The sequence below is a fragment of the Flavobacterium alvei genome (genome assembly GCF_002920895.1).
Taxonomy (GTDB): Bacteria; Bacteroidota; Bacteroidia; order Flavobacteriales; family Flavobacteriaceae; genus Flavobacterium; species Flavobacterium alvei.
Window position 1 is genome coordinate 37,114 of record NZ_PQVG01000005.1, and the last position, 16,040, is coordinate 53,153.

Annotated in this window: 6 protein-coding genes; 1 reads left to right on the forward strand and 5 read right to left on the reverse strand. The window is 36.6% G+C overall.

The features are described 5' to 3' along the window. Positions 1-45: 45 nt before the first annotated feature. Entirely contained in the window at positions 46-3,723 is a 3,678-nt protein-coding gene (locus C3L50_RS09700) for a tandem-95 repeat protein (RefSeq protein WP_165783997.1), read from the reverse strand. 691 nt (positions 3,724-4,414) lie between these two features. Here C3L50_RS09700 and C3L50_RS09705 point away from each other — a divergent pair. Continuing rightward, positions 4,415-11,098, forward strand: coding sequence for a T9SS type B sorting domain-containing protein (locus tag C3L50_RS09705; protein ID WP_103805988.1), 6,684 nt, complete (start codon positions 4,415-4,417; stop codon positions 11,096-11,098). Between the two features lie 138 nt (positions 11,099-11,236). Here C3L50_RS09705 and C3L50_RS09710 read toward each other — a convergent pair whose 3' ends face one another. Genes C3L50_RS09710 through C3L50_RS09725 form a run of 4 tightly spaced genes read right to left on the reverse strand, consistent with a single transcriptional unit; the run spans position 11,237 to position 15,853 of the window. After that, a complete protein-coding gene (locus C3L50_RS09710) occupies positions 11,237-12,523 on the reverse strand; it encodes a bile acid:sodium symporter family protein (RefSeq protein ID WP_103805989.1) in 1,287 nt (428 codons plus the stop codon). Positions 12,524-12,570: 47 nt separating this feature from the next. After that, on the reverse strand, positions 12,571-13,233 hold the full coding sequence (locus C3L50_RS09715; RefSeq protein ID WP_103805990.1) for an aspartate/glutamate racemase family protein: 663 nt from the start codon (positions 13,231-13,233) through the stop codon (positions 12,571-12,573). Beyond that, positions 13,230-14,612, reverse strand: coding sequence for a four-carbon acid sugar kinase family protein (locus C3L50_RS09720; protein ID WP_103805991.1), 1,383 nt, complete (start codon positions 14,610-14,612; stop codon positions 13,230-13,232). The genes C3L50_RS09715 and C3L50_RS09720 overlap by 4 nt, the downstream gene beginning before the upstream one ends. Further along, entirely contained in the window at positions 14,612-15,853 is a 1,242-nt protein-coding gene (locus C3L50_RS09725; protein WP_103805992.1) for a ribulose-bisphosphate carboxylase large subunit family protein, read from the reverse strand. Before C3L50_RS09725 ends, C3L50_RS09720 begins: the two co-directional genes overlap by 1 nt. Positions 15,854-16,040: the final 187 nt, after the last annotated feature.

The window sequence follows — 16,040 nt, forward strand, 5'->3', positions numbered from 1 at the left end:
TGTTTTTTTTAAAATGGGGAACAAAAAAACTCCCCTAAATTAGTTTTATCGATTGATATACAAATAACCTGAACGCTCTTTTGTTACACCTGCTGAATTGACGTATTTAAGCGCATAGAAGTAAGTGCCTTCAGGTAATTCTGCAGATGGAGAAATGGTAGATCTTCCTTCGGACACTCCTTTGAAAAACTTGTTACCAACCCCATAACCTTCTGCTTCATACACTAATCCACCAAATCTGTTGAAGATATGTAAACTATTGTTTGGATATTTTTCGATATTTCTAATAGTAAACACATTGTTTTTTGGATCATCACTTGTAGGCGAAACTCCGTTGAAAATCTCTAAATCATCATCTGAATTTGACAAGTTATGATTATTTGCTTCGAGATAATCCGGCGTTCCATTTCCATTACTGTCAAAAGGATGTCCATAATTTGTTCCATATTCGTCCTTATTTGAAATTCCGTCTCCATCGCAATCGGCAGCCAAGAATGCGGCAGAATGTTCTAGCGTGGCGTTCTCTTGTTTGGAATCACAATAGTCATTTGGATTTGTTCCGTCAGCAATTTCTATCTTGTCCAATACACCATCTCCATCAGAATCTGAAATTACAATTATCGTTATTGTTGCTGAATTTGACACACCAGCTTGATTGTCTTGAATTATATAATTTATTGGGGTTGTCGTTCCTGCAAAAGATACCAAAGGATCGAATGTAACAGTTCCGTTTGCGTTTGCTGTATAAGTCCCTTGTCCAGCGACTGTTAATGTAGTTTGGATTCCGGTTGTAGCTAGATCTAAATCTATCGTAGCTGAATTGATTGTACCGTCAATATCAGTATCATTACTGGCTACTGATACAATTACGTTAGTATCCTTTTCTGTATTGGCTGTATCATTATTTGCCACTGGCGCATCATTAACTGATACAACAGTTATGGTCAAAGTGGCAATGTTAGATACCAATCCCAAATTGTCATATACTGTATAGTTGATTGGAGAGGCAATTCCATTGTAATTTAATACCGGAACAAATGTTACCAATCCTGCATTATTAAAGGTGTAAGTTCCTTGTCCTGTTACAGTAAATGTAGTTTGGATTCCTGTTGTAGCTGGGTCTAAATCTACCTTGGTTGCGTCAACCGTTCCGTCAATATCTGTATCCATTCCCGGTACATTCGTAACTACGTTAATGGTTGCTGAGATATCTTCATTTGTAGTTGCAACATCATTTTTGGCTACGGGTGCATCATTTACAGGTGTAATTGTGACTGTTAAAGTCGTAACATTGGAAACAAGACCTAAATTATCATTTACCGTGTAGTTAATTGTGCTGGAACCGTTGTAGTTCAATACAGGAACAAAAGTTACTAATCCAGTATTATCTATGGTATAAGTTCCTTGTCCTGTTATAGTAAATGTTTTTTGAATTCCCGCCGTGGCAAGATCTAAATCTACCGTGGCGGCATCAACTGTGCCGTCAACGTCTGTATCAAGTCCTAACGCATTGGTCACCACATTGATTGTTATGGAGGTATCTTCATTGGTAGTTACCACATCGTTTTTGGCCACTGGTGCATCATTAACCGCAACAACTGTTATGGTCAAAGTGGATATGTTTGATACCAATCCTAAATTGTCATATACGGTATAGTTGATTGGAGAGGCAATTCCATTGTAATTTAATACTGGAACAAATGTTACTAATCCTGCATTATTAACGGTGTAAGTTCCTTGTCCTGTTACAGTAAATGTAGTTTGGATTCCTGTTGTAGCTGGATCTAAATCTACCTTGGTTGCGTCAACCGTTCCGTCAATATCTGTATCCATTCCGGGTACATTCGTAACTACGTTAATGGTTGCTGAGATATCTTCATTTGTGGTGGCAACATCATTTTTGGCTACGGGGGCATCATTAACAGATGTAATTGTGACTGCTAAAGTCGCAACATTGGAAACAAGACCTAAATTATCATTTACCGTATAGGAAATCGAACTAGAACCATTGAAATTAAGTACCGGAACGAAAGTGACTACTCCCAAATTATTTACAGTATAAGTTCCTTGTCCAGCTACTGTGAATGTATTTTGAATTAATGCGGTTGCAGGATCTAAATCGACAGTAGTTGCATCGAGTGTTCCGTCTGCATCAGTATCATTGGTTACTACATTAACGGTTCCTGAGGTATCTTCATTTACTGTCAGTACATCATTATTTGCCACTGGTGAAATATTGGCTAACTTTAATTTGGCCGAAGCTGAAGTTTTATTTCCACATACAAAATAACCTGTAGCACCCGAATCACTCAGAACAGCATGATATTCAGAATTGCCTAATGCTGCGGTAATACCAGTTATGGTTAAAGAATTATCAAAACTACTAATGGCATAAGTTACACCTCCAACAGTACCAGAAACAATATCTGTCCAAGTAGAAGAGCCATTTAATTTTTGTTGCCATTTAAGTGTTGCTGATGCAGAAGCTCCATTGGGGGTTGCTGAAAAAGTGGCGGTTCCACCTATAAGTACGTTTGTAACATCGACTGGAGCACTTACTGCTGTAATTGTCACTACTGGAGCATAATTTACAATAACATAACTTGCCGCTACCACCTTACCATCTGATGTTACATTAAAAGTATCTACAGGAGTTATAGGAGCCACAGTGCCTACAGGATAAGCATTCATTCCATATTGTTTATTTGTATCAGCTAATGTACTGTTGCCATAAGCTTCATTGGAATCAGAACAGCCATCTCCATCAGAATCTAAATCAAATTGATTCGAAAATCCATTTCCATTAGCATCAGTAATATCAATAGTAGCAAATTTCATTGTAGGGCTTCCAGCACTTCGAATGCTTGAAGAGCTTCCAGTAAATCCCCAAACTAAATCTGCTTGAGTAAATGTATCATAAAATATAGTCATTCTATAGGGTGGAAGCTCAGCATTATTTGCAGGATTAACACCATCATTATTTCTATAATAAACATAACCACTGGCTGCTGCTGGGCCACCACCTTGTGTAAAACCACCAGGAGATAAACTAGTTCCGATTTCAACAGGTTTAGTGATATTAGGTGACGGCAAATAACCAGTTACTTCTTTATAATTACTACTACCATCAACATCAGCCGATACCACTGTAACTTTAGTAAGAGTAGCTCCTATGATTGGAGTTGTATTTTGATAATTGGCTAAAACAAAGCCAGCTGCTGGTACAAATTTAACAGAATAGGTAACATAAGGATCTTTATTAGGAACCCCTCCAGTTATTGTTAAAGGACCGTTGTTTTGTATGTTAACAATTCCTGGTGGCAAACCTCCTTTTCCCGTTATTTCCATTATACAATGATAGGACACCCCCCCAGAACTAACGGCATTATAAGCGATGGCTCTTCCTCCAAGTGGCAAATCTGTAGTTGAAGTTGACCCTACTGGATATATAGGATCAAATCCTGATACAACCGGAATATCACTTTTAGTCTCATCAGTATCTAGGATTCCATCATTATCATCATCTAAATCGACCGAATTAATAACCCCATCACCGTCAAAATCATCCGAAGGACCTGTGCCGCCTATTACAGCAACAACAGTTTCTTTCTTTATTGCAGATAAAGTAGTAAGTGATGATGAGCTAAGCTCAACTTTATTCCTTTTATTTTGTGCTTCCCCTTTTGTATAAAAAAGAATAAAAAACAAAAATAAAAACGCCATTTTATAAAGGAAAAAATTAAAAAAATGTGCGTTTCCATTTTTTTTGAGTAACATTTTTTTCATAAAAAAATAAAATTTAGATTATTAACCCCTTAATTACTGTTGTATTTTTTTTGAATACAACTTTTTAAACCGCTTTATGTAATCGATTGCTCAAAAATATATTTTTTTTTGAATTAAATAAAAAATTGTTTAAAAAATTTAATATAACCTAAAAATTTATACATAAAATTGCTTTATGATAAAAATAACTGCAAATAATATACAATCAAAACAAAGGCTAGAGTTGGTTTTACATAAAAATAAACGAATTTGATTACTGTTAATGAATTGGCACAACATCAAACTCTTGAAATCTATATTTACCATACGCAGAAATTGACTTATAATTTAATTAGACAAGTAAGAAATTTGCCTAATATCATATGCAGATAAATCATTTAAAAACAAATAAATATATACATATATTATTTTTTTGCCATTTATTTTTAAAATATCAAAAAAAATCATAGGTTTGAATTCTAATTTAAGAAAAACATTAAAGCAAGTTCTTGCTTTTAAAAAACATTCAAAATACATTTTTTTAGAACTCAGCTTAATAATTACATTAATACTATTTAAAATAGCGCAATCGATTACCTTTTGATAAATTACAATTAAATCTGTTGGCTATAAAACTAAAACCATTAAAATGAAAAAAATAGTTGTATTCCTTTTTATAATTATAACTTCAATAAATAGTTATGCACAATTTAGTAAAGTACATTACATCCCACCTATAACAGCAACTTACTCCACTTCGATTGGTGGAAAAAGTACTTGTGATCCTGACGTAGATCAATACATCTATATATCAACCCCAAGTACTACTCCAGTAACTGTAACCTTGACTCCTCTAGGAGGAACCCCTGTTATAAACACAGTAAGCAACAGTACACCTTGGATTTACACAATAAAAACACTTCCAAGTGCCATAAACGGATCTCAAACCTCTGGTGGTGTTACAACAGCAAAATTTGGATTTGACAATCAATTATTTGTTCCAAACACATTAACAGGGACAGTTCAAAAAAACAGAGGGTTTTTAATAGAATCGACCGATTTGGTCTATGCCAATCTTAGAGTATCGTCTGATGTAAGCGGTACTGGTAGTGCCGCTAAATCTTCTCAAGCTGGTGGTTTGGTAGCCAAAGGAACTAGTGCTTATGGAAAAGAGTTTCGAATTGGAGGGATGGAAAACAAATCAGCACTGACATCAGGCAACGAATTTTGTTTATTAAATTTTGCGTCATTCGTTGCAACCGAAGATAATACAACTGTTACAATCAACCTTAGCAATCCTGCTGCAATTGGCGCAATAATGGCTAATGGAGTAGCTTATAGCGGCCCTATTACTAAAACGTTAAATAAAAATGAGACTTATGTTATAGCGATGCAAAATTCATCCTCAACAACATTTGAAAGTAATTATATGCTTGGTGGTCTTATTACTTCAGACCGTAATATCGTTGTAAACTGTGGTTCTATTGGGGGAAACAGTCAAATTAAAAACGAAATTCCAGCAGTGCCTAACTCCATTAGTTTTAATACAGGAGGGAAAGATTATGGATTTGACCAAATTGTACCTTCTGATAAAACGGGAAAAGAATACATATTTATTGGAGGAGCTGGAATGTTAGCATCGGCCAAAGCCTATGATTTAGAACGTGTTATTATCATTGCTAACGTAAACGGCACACAAGTTTTTAAAGATGGCACTATCCTTGTCGCTACATTAGCTGCGGGGCAATATTATGTATTTAATGGAAATCATTACACCAATGGCAACTTGTATGTTAAAACATCCGAAAATGTTTTTGCCTACCAATGCATAGCAGGAAGTAATGATGCCGGAAATCAAAATATGTTTTTTGTACCACCATTAACTTGTGGTACACCAAGTTCTGTTAACAACATCCCTCTAATTGAGCAAGTGGGAATTGTGACCTATACTAATGCTGTTGTAAATATCACTACCGAAGCAACAGCAGCAGAAGCTACTCCTATAATAACAATCGGCAATACACCAATTTCATTGACTAGTCTTAATAGTTCAAGATTTTCAGTAACAGGAAAAACTGGTTTTTATACCTACACCTATCCTAAACCTGGAGTCACTCCAGCCCCTCCTGCTCTAGTAGGAAATATTTCTGTATCAGCTCCGCATCAAGTATATGTTTCTTATTATGGATCTAACTCTAACGCTACTTATGGCAGCTATTTCTCTGGATTTGATACCAAACCAATTGTTTCGTCACAAAGTGCAGTGACAGGTACTGCTTGCATAGGCAATACAACTTTAAACATTACTGGAGCATTAGCTACTGATACATTTAACTGGTATTATAGTACTACTCCAATTATTGACCCTGCAACTTCGACTCTAATTACGGGTGAAACAACAAGTTCTTATACCCCAAAATCTATCACAAGCGGAGGATTTGGTCCCGGTTATTATGCAGTAAGCAAACTCACAGGATGTGCTGCTATTGTATCTGATCCAATTGCTGTAAGCCAATGTCCTGTTGATGATGATAATGATGGTGTTTTTAACAATATCGATATTGATTCCGACAATGATGGTATAACCAACATATCTGAGTCTTATGGAAACAAAACAATCGATGTTTCTGTACCTTCAGGAACTTTAGCCGTAGGCACTTATAGCAATACATACACCAATACCACAACAACTTCTGGTATAGGAAACAGTTTCACAGGAAACTCAAACGGCAGTTTTACCACCAACCTTTCAGCAGGAAAGACCAATTCTGTTACACAAAACTTAATTTTTGCAGCCCCAATAAGTCTTGGAATTGTTTACAATCCTACAGCAGGCTCTACAGTTAGTTCTTTATCTAATGGCACTTTTATAATCAAATCAGATATCGCAAATACTATAACGGTTTCCAACCCATCCAATCAGCTTTTAATTGACACCAATTATGATGGAATTTATGAAAATGGAGTAACTCAATTTTCTTCTTTAGAGATTCGATTCATCTTAAATCCTGCAGTATTATTGGCTACACCTGCCCCTGCAATTGATTTTATATTTCAAACCTATTTGGCTAATTCAATTAGTTTTACACACCAAAATCTTTCCGATAGCCAACCTAATTCCTCCAGTTTTAGTTTCTATGCTGTTAATGTTCCTAAAGATTCTGACAGTGATGGAATTAACGACCAAGTAGATAAAGATAGTGATGGTGATGGAATTTTAGATATTGTAGAAGGTCAAATAGGGAACAAAACCATAGCAACCCCTTTTGCTGATATCAACAAAAATGGTCTAGCTGATAATTTCGAACCAATTATTGCTCCGGTTGATACTGATTTAGACGGAGTGCCTGACTTTATCGATTTAGATAGTGATAATGATGGAATTTTAGATACTGTAGAAAACGGAGCTACTAATTTAGATCCTGATGCCGACGGAATAAAAAATTACCGTGATTTAGACAGTGATGGAGATACTTGTAATGATGTTGTCGAAGCTGGTTTCACAGACCCAAATGCTGATGGCAAACTAGGAATTTCACCTATTACAGTGGATATAAATGGAAAAGTGACTAGCGGAACTGATGGATATACTGCTCCTGCGGGCTCACCTACTGCCTATTACTTAATCGCTGCTACACCAGTTATAACGGTACAACCAACCGCCAATCCAAATTGTACGGCAGGCACTGCCGTAATTTCAATGGTAGAAAATGGTGGAAACAACATCAAATGGCAAGTTTCGCCAATTATTGCTCCTATCGTCTGGACTGATATTACTAACAATGCTATTTATTCTGGAGCTAACACTAACACTTTAACTATTTCTAGTGCAGCAAACGGTTTCCAATACCGTGCTGTTTTAAACAAAAACGAAAGTGCTTGCACTCTTGTTATTTCTGATATTGTACCTGTAATTTTTAGCAATTCGCCTGTTGTAGTCGATGTTACTATGGAAGAATGTGATCCCGATTTGGATGGAAAAACTCTTTTCGATTTAACTGCAAAAAACACTCAAATTTCAGTTAATTCTGCCAATGAAACTTTCACTTATTACACTTCTTTAGCTGGAGCTAATGCCAACAATCCTTTAGAATTAATCAGTAATCCAACAACTTATACCAATACGACAGCACACACTATGGAAATTGGAGTAAGAGTAGCCAATCCAGCTGGATGTTCTAGTGTATCAAAAATAACACTAAATGTTGGCATTCAAATCCCTGCAAGTTATGTATTTCCATCGCCACCACAACCAGTTTGTGATGATGCAGTGCAAGATGGATTTACCACTTTTGACATAAGTGCTACAAAAACAACAATAGAAGCCCTTTTCCCAAGTACAGGATATACTGTTGCTTATTATCCAACGCAAACAGATGCCACGAATCAAACAAACGCTATAACGAATCTTTCAAGTTATAGAAATACCATTGCTAACACTCAACCTATTTGGATTCGTGTAAATAACAACAATGCTAATTTTAATACTTGCTATACTTTAGCAACCTACTTCTCATTAAACGTAGAAGCATTACCTATTGCAAATTTTGTTACAATTCCAAATCAATGCGATGATAATCATGATGGTAAACTATCTTTTAATACTTCAACTTTAGAATCTATACTTCTAGGCGGACAAACCAATAAAACAGTTACTTATTTTGATGCAGCAAACAACCCTTTGAAAGATGCTAATGGAAATTTGATAACAAGTCCTTTTCCAAATAATTTTGTAACCACTTCACAAACAATAAAAGCAGTAGTAACAAATAATACTGCTCAAAAATGTTCTGCTTCAACTACCATTTCATTTGTTGTAGAAACATTGCCTATTGCTAATCCTGTAATAATACCAAACCAATGTGATGATAATAATGATGGAAAATTATCCTTCGATACTTCTACTTTAGAATCTACTGTATTAGGTGGACAAACAGGTGTAACGGTTACTTATTTTGATGCTGCAAACAATCCTCTGAAAGATGCTAACGGAAACTTAATAACAAGTCCTTTTCCAAATAATTTTGTAACCACTTCACAAACAATAAAAGCAGTAGTAACAAATAGCAGTGGGTTAAACTGCTCTGAAAGTACCAATATTCAATTTACAGTAGAGCCATTACCCATTGCAAATTCTGTTACAATTCCAACCCAATGTGATGACAATCATGATGGAAAATTATCTTTCAATACCGCCTCTTTAGAATCTACTGTATTAGGTGGACAAACCAATGTGTCAGTTACTTATTTTGATGCAACAAACAACCCTCTGAAAGATGCCAACGGAAATTTGATAACAAGTCCTTTTCCAAATAATTTTGTAACTATTTCGCAAACAATAAAAGCAGTAGTAACTAATATCTCTGGATTAAAATGTTCAGCAAGCGCCAACATTCAATTTGTTGTAGAACCATTACCGACTGCAAATCCAGTACTCATTCCTAAACAATGTGATGATAATCGAGATGGAAAATTATCTTTCGATACCTCCACTTTAGAATCTACTTTATTGGGAGGACAAACGGGTGCAACTGTCACTTATTTGGATGCTGCAAACAATCCTTTGAAAGATGCTAACGGAAATTTAATAACAAGTCCTTTTCCAAATAATTTTCTAACTATTTCACAAACAATAAAAGCAGTAGTAACAAATAGCACTGGATTAAACTGCTCTGAAAGTACCAATATTCAATTTACGGTAGAGCCATTGCCTATTGCAAATCCTGTACTCATTCCTATACAATGTGATGATAATCGAGATGGAAAATTATCTTTCAATACCTCCTCTTTAGAATCTACTGTATTAGGTGGACAAACGGGTGTAACCGTTACTTATTTGGATGCTGCAAACAATCCATTGAAAGACGCTAATGGAAATTTAATAACAAGTCCTTTTCCAAATAATTTTGTAACCACTTCCCAAACAATAAAAGCGGTAGTAACCAATAACACTCCACAAAAATGTGCGGATCAAACCTCTATTACATTTACAATTGAACCATTGCCTGTTGCTAATCCAGTAATTATTTCAAGACAATGTGATGACGATCAAGACGGAATATTATCCTTTAATACCACCAATTTAGAATCGACTTTATTAGGTGGACAAACAGGTGTAACTGTCACATACTTTGATTCTGCAAACAATCCTTTGAAAGATGCTAACGGAAATTTAATTACAAGCCCTTTTCCAGCAAATTTCATTACATCCTCACAAATCATAACGGCTGTTGTAAAAAACAATTCAACACAAGGTTGCACCGATAAAACAACTATTACATTTACAGTTGATATTAAACCAATTGCTAATCCTGTTGCCCCTTTCATTGAATGTGATAACGAATCAGACCCTTTATTACAAGATGGAAAATATACTTTTGATACAAGCACTATTCAGTCCACAATTTTAGGAACACAAACAGGAATGACTATCAAATATTTTGACGGAAATGGAAATCCATTAAACCCATTACCGAACCCATTTACAACAGCAACACAAACCATTAAAGCCGTTGTCGAAAACCCATTAAACACAAATTGTCCGGCAACACAATTCATATCATTTACAGTAAATCCATCTCCAAAAATTAATACAAACATCGATGGAAATGACGATAAGCTAATTTGCTCTAACTCATCCGTATTTACGTATGACTTAGACGCTAGCCTTCAAGATGGATCTTCTACAACAAATTATAAGTACCAATGGTCTAAAGACGGAGTAGATTTACCTGGAGAAACTGCATACACTTTAAACGGTGTAAACACAGAAGGAAAATATGCTGTAGAAGTAACTAATATAGCAACAACTTGTCGAGCAATGAGAATCATTAATGTCTCTGCTTCAGAACAAGCTAAAATTAAATCTATCGAAATTTCAGATTTAACCGATAATAATACTGTAACAATAAATTTAGAATCTGGATTAAAAGGCAATTATGAATTTAGCTTAGATGATGAAATGGGCAATTATCAAAGTTCAAATGTATTTACAAATGTTTCGCCTGGAATGCATCAAATTTTTGTAAGAGATATTAATGGTTGTGAAACTACACCTGATATAGCTGCAGTAATTGGAGTACCAAAATTCTTCACACCAAACGCTGATGGATTCAACGACTTTTGGAATATTAGAGGAATCAGCGGAAACACAAAATACTCTATCTACATCTATGATCGATATGGCAAGCTTATTAAAGAGTTAATCCCAACAAATCTTGAAGGTTGGGACGGAACCTATAACGGTTCACCACTACCAGGATCCGATTATTGGTACTCTCTAAAACTAGATAATGGTAGAGAAGCCAAAGGACATTTTTCTTTGAAAAGATAAACAAAAAAACAAAGCAATAAAAAATGGGTTTAGAAATTTTCTAAACCCATTTTTTATTGCCAAACCCAAATTTCGGAATAGAAATTTGGATTAAAATAAGATTATTTATTAACTCTTTGGGATGTATTATTTAATAGACTAGGTAGGATTTCCAACTATTTCAACGTCTTCCTTATCTCCTTTTTTTCGCCAATAATTAGCCAATAAAGAACCAGAAACATTCATCCAAGGGCTAAACACTGCCGATGCTAATCCTAGTGTTGCCAGTTTCCCCATAGAACCTGCGAGTCCTGATGCCATTCCGCCATTTTGCAAACCGACTTCGAAAGCAATGGTCTGACTGCTTTTTTTGTCTAAACCACTTAATCGGCTCAACCAATAGCCAAAAAAGTAACCCGCTCCATTATGCAAAACAGAAGCCAAGAACAATAAAAATCCTATCTGGATTAAATTATCTCTTCCAGCAGCAGTGGTAACCAAAGTAAAATAAATAATCCCGAACATCGAAAAATAAGGCATAATCGCATCGATTTTTGGATAGGCTTTGTACAACCAATGGTACAAAACGCCAATGATAAAAGCGCCACAACTAAAGTTTAGTATTTCTAATAAATGTGCAGCAGTACTGACTTCGACTAATTCAAAAGCATTACCAAAGAAAACAAAAACAGCCAACCAAAGTGCGGACAAAACGGTCAAAAAGTAGATTCTTTTTTTAGCGACATTTCCATAATTTTTCAAAATATCGTGAATCATCGCAGCCGCCAAAGGCACAAGAACAATCTTGATAATTTCCATCATCATATTGAAAAAATGAACCTCAACCATCGTTCCCGCAAATATTTTCATCAAAAACGGAGTCATAATGGGTGCTGCCAAAGTGGACATAGCCGTTACAGTAACCGATAAAACCAAATTTCCTTTGGCAATATAAGTCATTACATTCGAAGCCAAGCCGCTGCTACAAGATCCAATCAGGATAATTCCTGCTGCAATTTCGGGTTGAAAACCAAAGGTTTTGGCAATGAGAAAACCCATAATCGGCATAATGGTAAAATGTCCCAATAAGCCAATAAGCACACCTTTACCTGATTTTCGAATACCTGTAAAATCTTCGATACTCATCTGCGTCCCCATTCCGAACATCACCATTTGAATGATAATCAGAATAAGCCATTTGTTGCGCATATCGAAACTACCCACGTGAAGGAAAAATTCCGGATACAGCAATCCAGCACAAACGGCTGTGATAATCCAAAACGTATATTGATAACCGCTTAAAATTTTAACATAACCAATCCCAACAGACAAACTTGCAAAAGCTAAAATGAACGTTGTTTTCCAAAGGGAATCCATTTGTTGAAAAAGTCCAAAACTGGTTATCAAGAAAAAGGCTAAAGCAAGCCAAAGAAAATATTTACGCATAAAAAGGGTTGGTTAATTGGGCTGGTTAGTAATAGTAGAAAATCAATTTAAAAATAAAGCTCCGCCAGTTTTTTCATAGCAATAGCAGGACTTGCCAAAATCGGCACCAGTTTTTCATCGGCACTCAAGCCATCGACTACCCTTGCCATTGAAGCCTGCGCCAAAACAATGACATCTACTTCTTTCATTAATTCTTTCAGGGCTTTGGCTACCATTTCGTCGTGCTTGGCTGCGTCTCCACTCATCAAAGCTTCAAAAGCACCTTCGCATAATTTGGACGTAATCGTTACATTTTTGCCTGCCAATTCCGCTCTTCTTCTCACCAAATCACTGGTGGGTTCCAAAGTCGTTGGCAAGGTTGCAATTACGCCAATTTTGTTGCTGATTTGCACAGCTTCATCCGCCATCGCCTGATCAACGCGAATTACGGGAACTGTCGCCAATGTTGCAGCCGTTTCGATGGCCCTGCCAATGGACGAACAGGTTACCAAAATCACGTCGGCACCTGCGGCTTCGGCAGCTTGAACGTGGCTCACCACCCTCGCAGCCGTGTTGGGCATTAATTTACCTTTTTTGATGACGTCTTTTATCAAACTGTCATCAACTATGTTGAAGGTTTCTACTCCACTTAAAAACTCGTTTGTCAACTGTTGAAACAACGGAACCAAAGTTGCCGATGTATGTACGAAACCTAAAACTTTTGTGCTCATAATTTTTCTCCTTTTAATACTTTTATAAAATAATCGGCGGTACCTACTTGCCCACCTTTAAAATTCATTTCTATTCCGTTGACCCATTCATTATCCGAAACTGCCTTGCAAAGCGGCGCTCCTGGAGCCAATGGCGCAATCATTTCCAATGCCAGAATATCCAATTCGGAGGCGGCATAACTCGAAGTATCGCCACCGGCAAAAAGGATTCTTTTTAGCGGAACAGCCTTTAAAACTTCTTTGGCAATCTGCCCTAACACTTTACCATAAATGCTGCTACACTGTTTTTGAATCTCATTTTCGGCAATTCCTTTTGATTTAAAAAATAATTCTGTTTCTGCAATACGAGGATCGTTTGAACCTGTACTGGTATGCAAAATCGTGCTTTTTCCATCATTGAAATTTTCAATAATTTGGGCAACGGTTTTATTAATAATTGCTTCCTGATTTTGAATAGCAACTGCTTTACTTTCTAATGGAATTTCTAAAAATCCGTTTTCCAAAGCGTATTCAATTTGTTGGGATGTTACTGGCGAACAACTTCCCGATAAAACGAGTATAGGCGAAACTTCACCAACTGATTCAAATGCTGTTGGATTTCCAATGATTTTTTCGTCCTTCCACGCCAATCCCAAAGCCATTTCGATTCCCGATGAGCCTACTGAAAACAATGTTTTTTCAGATGTCAATTGATTGAAAACACTTCCAATCGTTTTGAGATGTTCCAAATTAAAACCATCAAAAAACAGAATTTCCGCTTGATTATTTTCAACCGCTTCTAGAACTTCCGAAGCTCCTTTTTCGATTGTTGTTAAATTAATTAAACTTATGGATTTGTCAGTTTGCTTTGCCAAATGAATGGTCAAATCTCCTTCCAAAGCTGGCGTTACAGGGTGTTTGCTCATTGATGGATGGCGGTCAATGCGGTAAATTTCTCCGTTTCCGATAGTCCCCATTCGGGCAAAAAGGTTTCCGAACACACAAAAACGTCCCAAATGTGGCGCTGATGGCGAAACCAAAACTGCTTTTTGATTGAAAACTACACTTCCTATTTCGATAGCTTTTCCAATGTTCCCAACGTGTGGCGCCGAATCAAAAGTGGAACAAACTTTATAATGAAAATGATTTGGTTCAAAACTTTTCAAATTTTCGAAAGCAGGAAACAATTCTGCTTCCATATCCAAAGGCGATAATGACCTACTTTTTCCAGCCAAGCCAATGGCCTGAATTCCCGGAAAACGATCCAAATCTTTTGGGGTCGGTTTTTGAAGAAAGAGAACGGTTTTCACTCCGGCCAATGTCAAAAATTCCAGGGCATCCGTAGAACCCGTGAAATCGTCGCCATAATAAGCTAAAAGCAATTTGTTTTTCCGACTCATTATTTACCAAATTTTTTAACCGATTCGGCAAATTCTGGATATTTCAAAGCGGTTTCTGCGACAGACAAACCATCCACAGCTCCCGTCCAAGCTTGTTGCAAAGCGTTTACACCTGCTTTCGGTCCCATTGGGTGTGCCAAAATTCCGCCTCCCGCCATATATAATAAATCTGTGGTTTGGGTTCTTCGATAGGTTTCTACCGCTTGTCCGCCCCATTGTCCTGAAGAAACTACTGGCAGAATTTCGTTTCCGCCCAAAAAGGGTTTCAAACACGATTTTATCGAAGTCACAACCGAATCATCGGATTCCCAAAATTTATTCTGGATTCCGTTAACGTGCAGTTGATCCACTCCTGCCAAACGCTGAATTTTTTGATAAGCAGGAAATTCAATTCCCAATAAAGGATGTCTGTTCAACATTCCCCAACCGTTTCTATGTCCGTGAATGACAAGTTCACCTCGGTCGCAGATTTTCTTTGTCCCTGCCAACCCAACGCTGTTAATGCTAACCATCGCACAGCTTCCTTTTTCTTGTAAAATCAAATCGTATTTGCGTTGCATTTCGTCTATTTCATCACTGATATTGAAGGCATACATTACTTTTTTACCAGTTTGTTGTTCGTTGTCACGAATGACTTTCATAATCGCTTTTACTCGATCATCAAAAAAAGAATTCGCTGCCGAGCCCATCAGTTCGTCATCTTTGATAAAATCGATTCCGGCATCAATCAGGGATTTCACCAAAGCTGCGGTTTCCTCCACGCTCATCCCGATGCTTGGTTTAATGATGGTTCCAATCATTGGCCTGTCGCTAACGTCACAGGATAATTTAGAACCTTTGATTCCGAATTTTGGTCCCGTAAAATGAGTTCCACAAGAATCTGGCACTTCAAAATCCATTAACTTCAAGCCTGTAAACTGTGTGATTTCGTATAAATTCCCCTGTAAAGTACTGATTAAAACGGGCAAGTTATATCCAAAGTTCTCTATCGACCAACTCACTTTCACTCTTGCCTGTTGGTATTTTTTTCCAGGAATATTACCTCCCGGAATGGATGGTTCTTCTGCCAAATCCAACAATTGAATATCCTCCACACGAGCCGCAAAACGCTTTTTCAATTCTTCGGTTTCGCCTGGAACAGATACAAATGTCCCCGATGACTGCTCACCCGCTAAAACCGCCGCAGCCTGTTCTACCTTATAAGGCGTTTCTATGAGATATTCTGCAAAAACTCTTTCCATTGTATTTTTATTCTTTATGATTTTAAAAATCTAAATTAAATAAATTAAAATAGTATAACTATCCTGCTTTGTCTTGTATAATTCAGTTAACCTTTAATTTGAAGTTTAATAAAAAACAACTTTTTGTAACCCGAATTTCCGATTGGTATCTATGTTTTCTGTTCTGTTTTTAACACATTGGGTAATT

Excerpts from the sequence above, each read along its gene's own strand:
- C3L50_RS09700 (WP_165783997.1), bottom strand. The coding sequence starts at position 3,723 with ATGGCGTTTTTATTTTTGTTTTTTATTCTTTTTTATACAAAAGGGGAA.
- C3L50_RS09705 (WP_103805988.1), top strand. The coding sequence starts at position 4,415 with ATGAAAAAAATAGTTGTATTCCTTTTTATAATTATAACTTCAATAAAT.
- C3L50_RS09710 (WP_103805989.1), bottom strand. The coding sequence starts at position 12,523 with ATGCGTAAATATTTTCTTTGGCTTGCTTTAGCCTTTTTCTTGATAACC.
- C3L50_RS09715 (WP_103805990.1), bottom strand. The coding sequence starts at position 13,233 with ATGAGCACAAAAGTTTTAGGTTTCGTACATACATCGGCAACTTTGGTT.
- C3L50_RS09720 (WP_103805991.1), bottom strand. The coding sequence starts at position 14,612 with ATGAGTCGGAAAAACAAATTGCTTTTAGCTTATTATGGCGACGATTTC.
- C3L50_RS09725 (WP_103805992.1), bottom strand. The coding sequence starts at position 15,853 with ATGGAAAGAGTTTTTGCAGAATATCTCATAGAAACGCCTTATAAGGTA.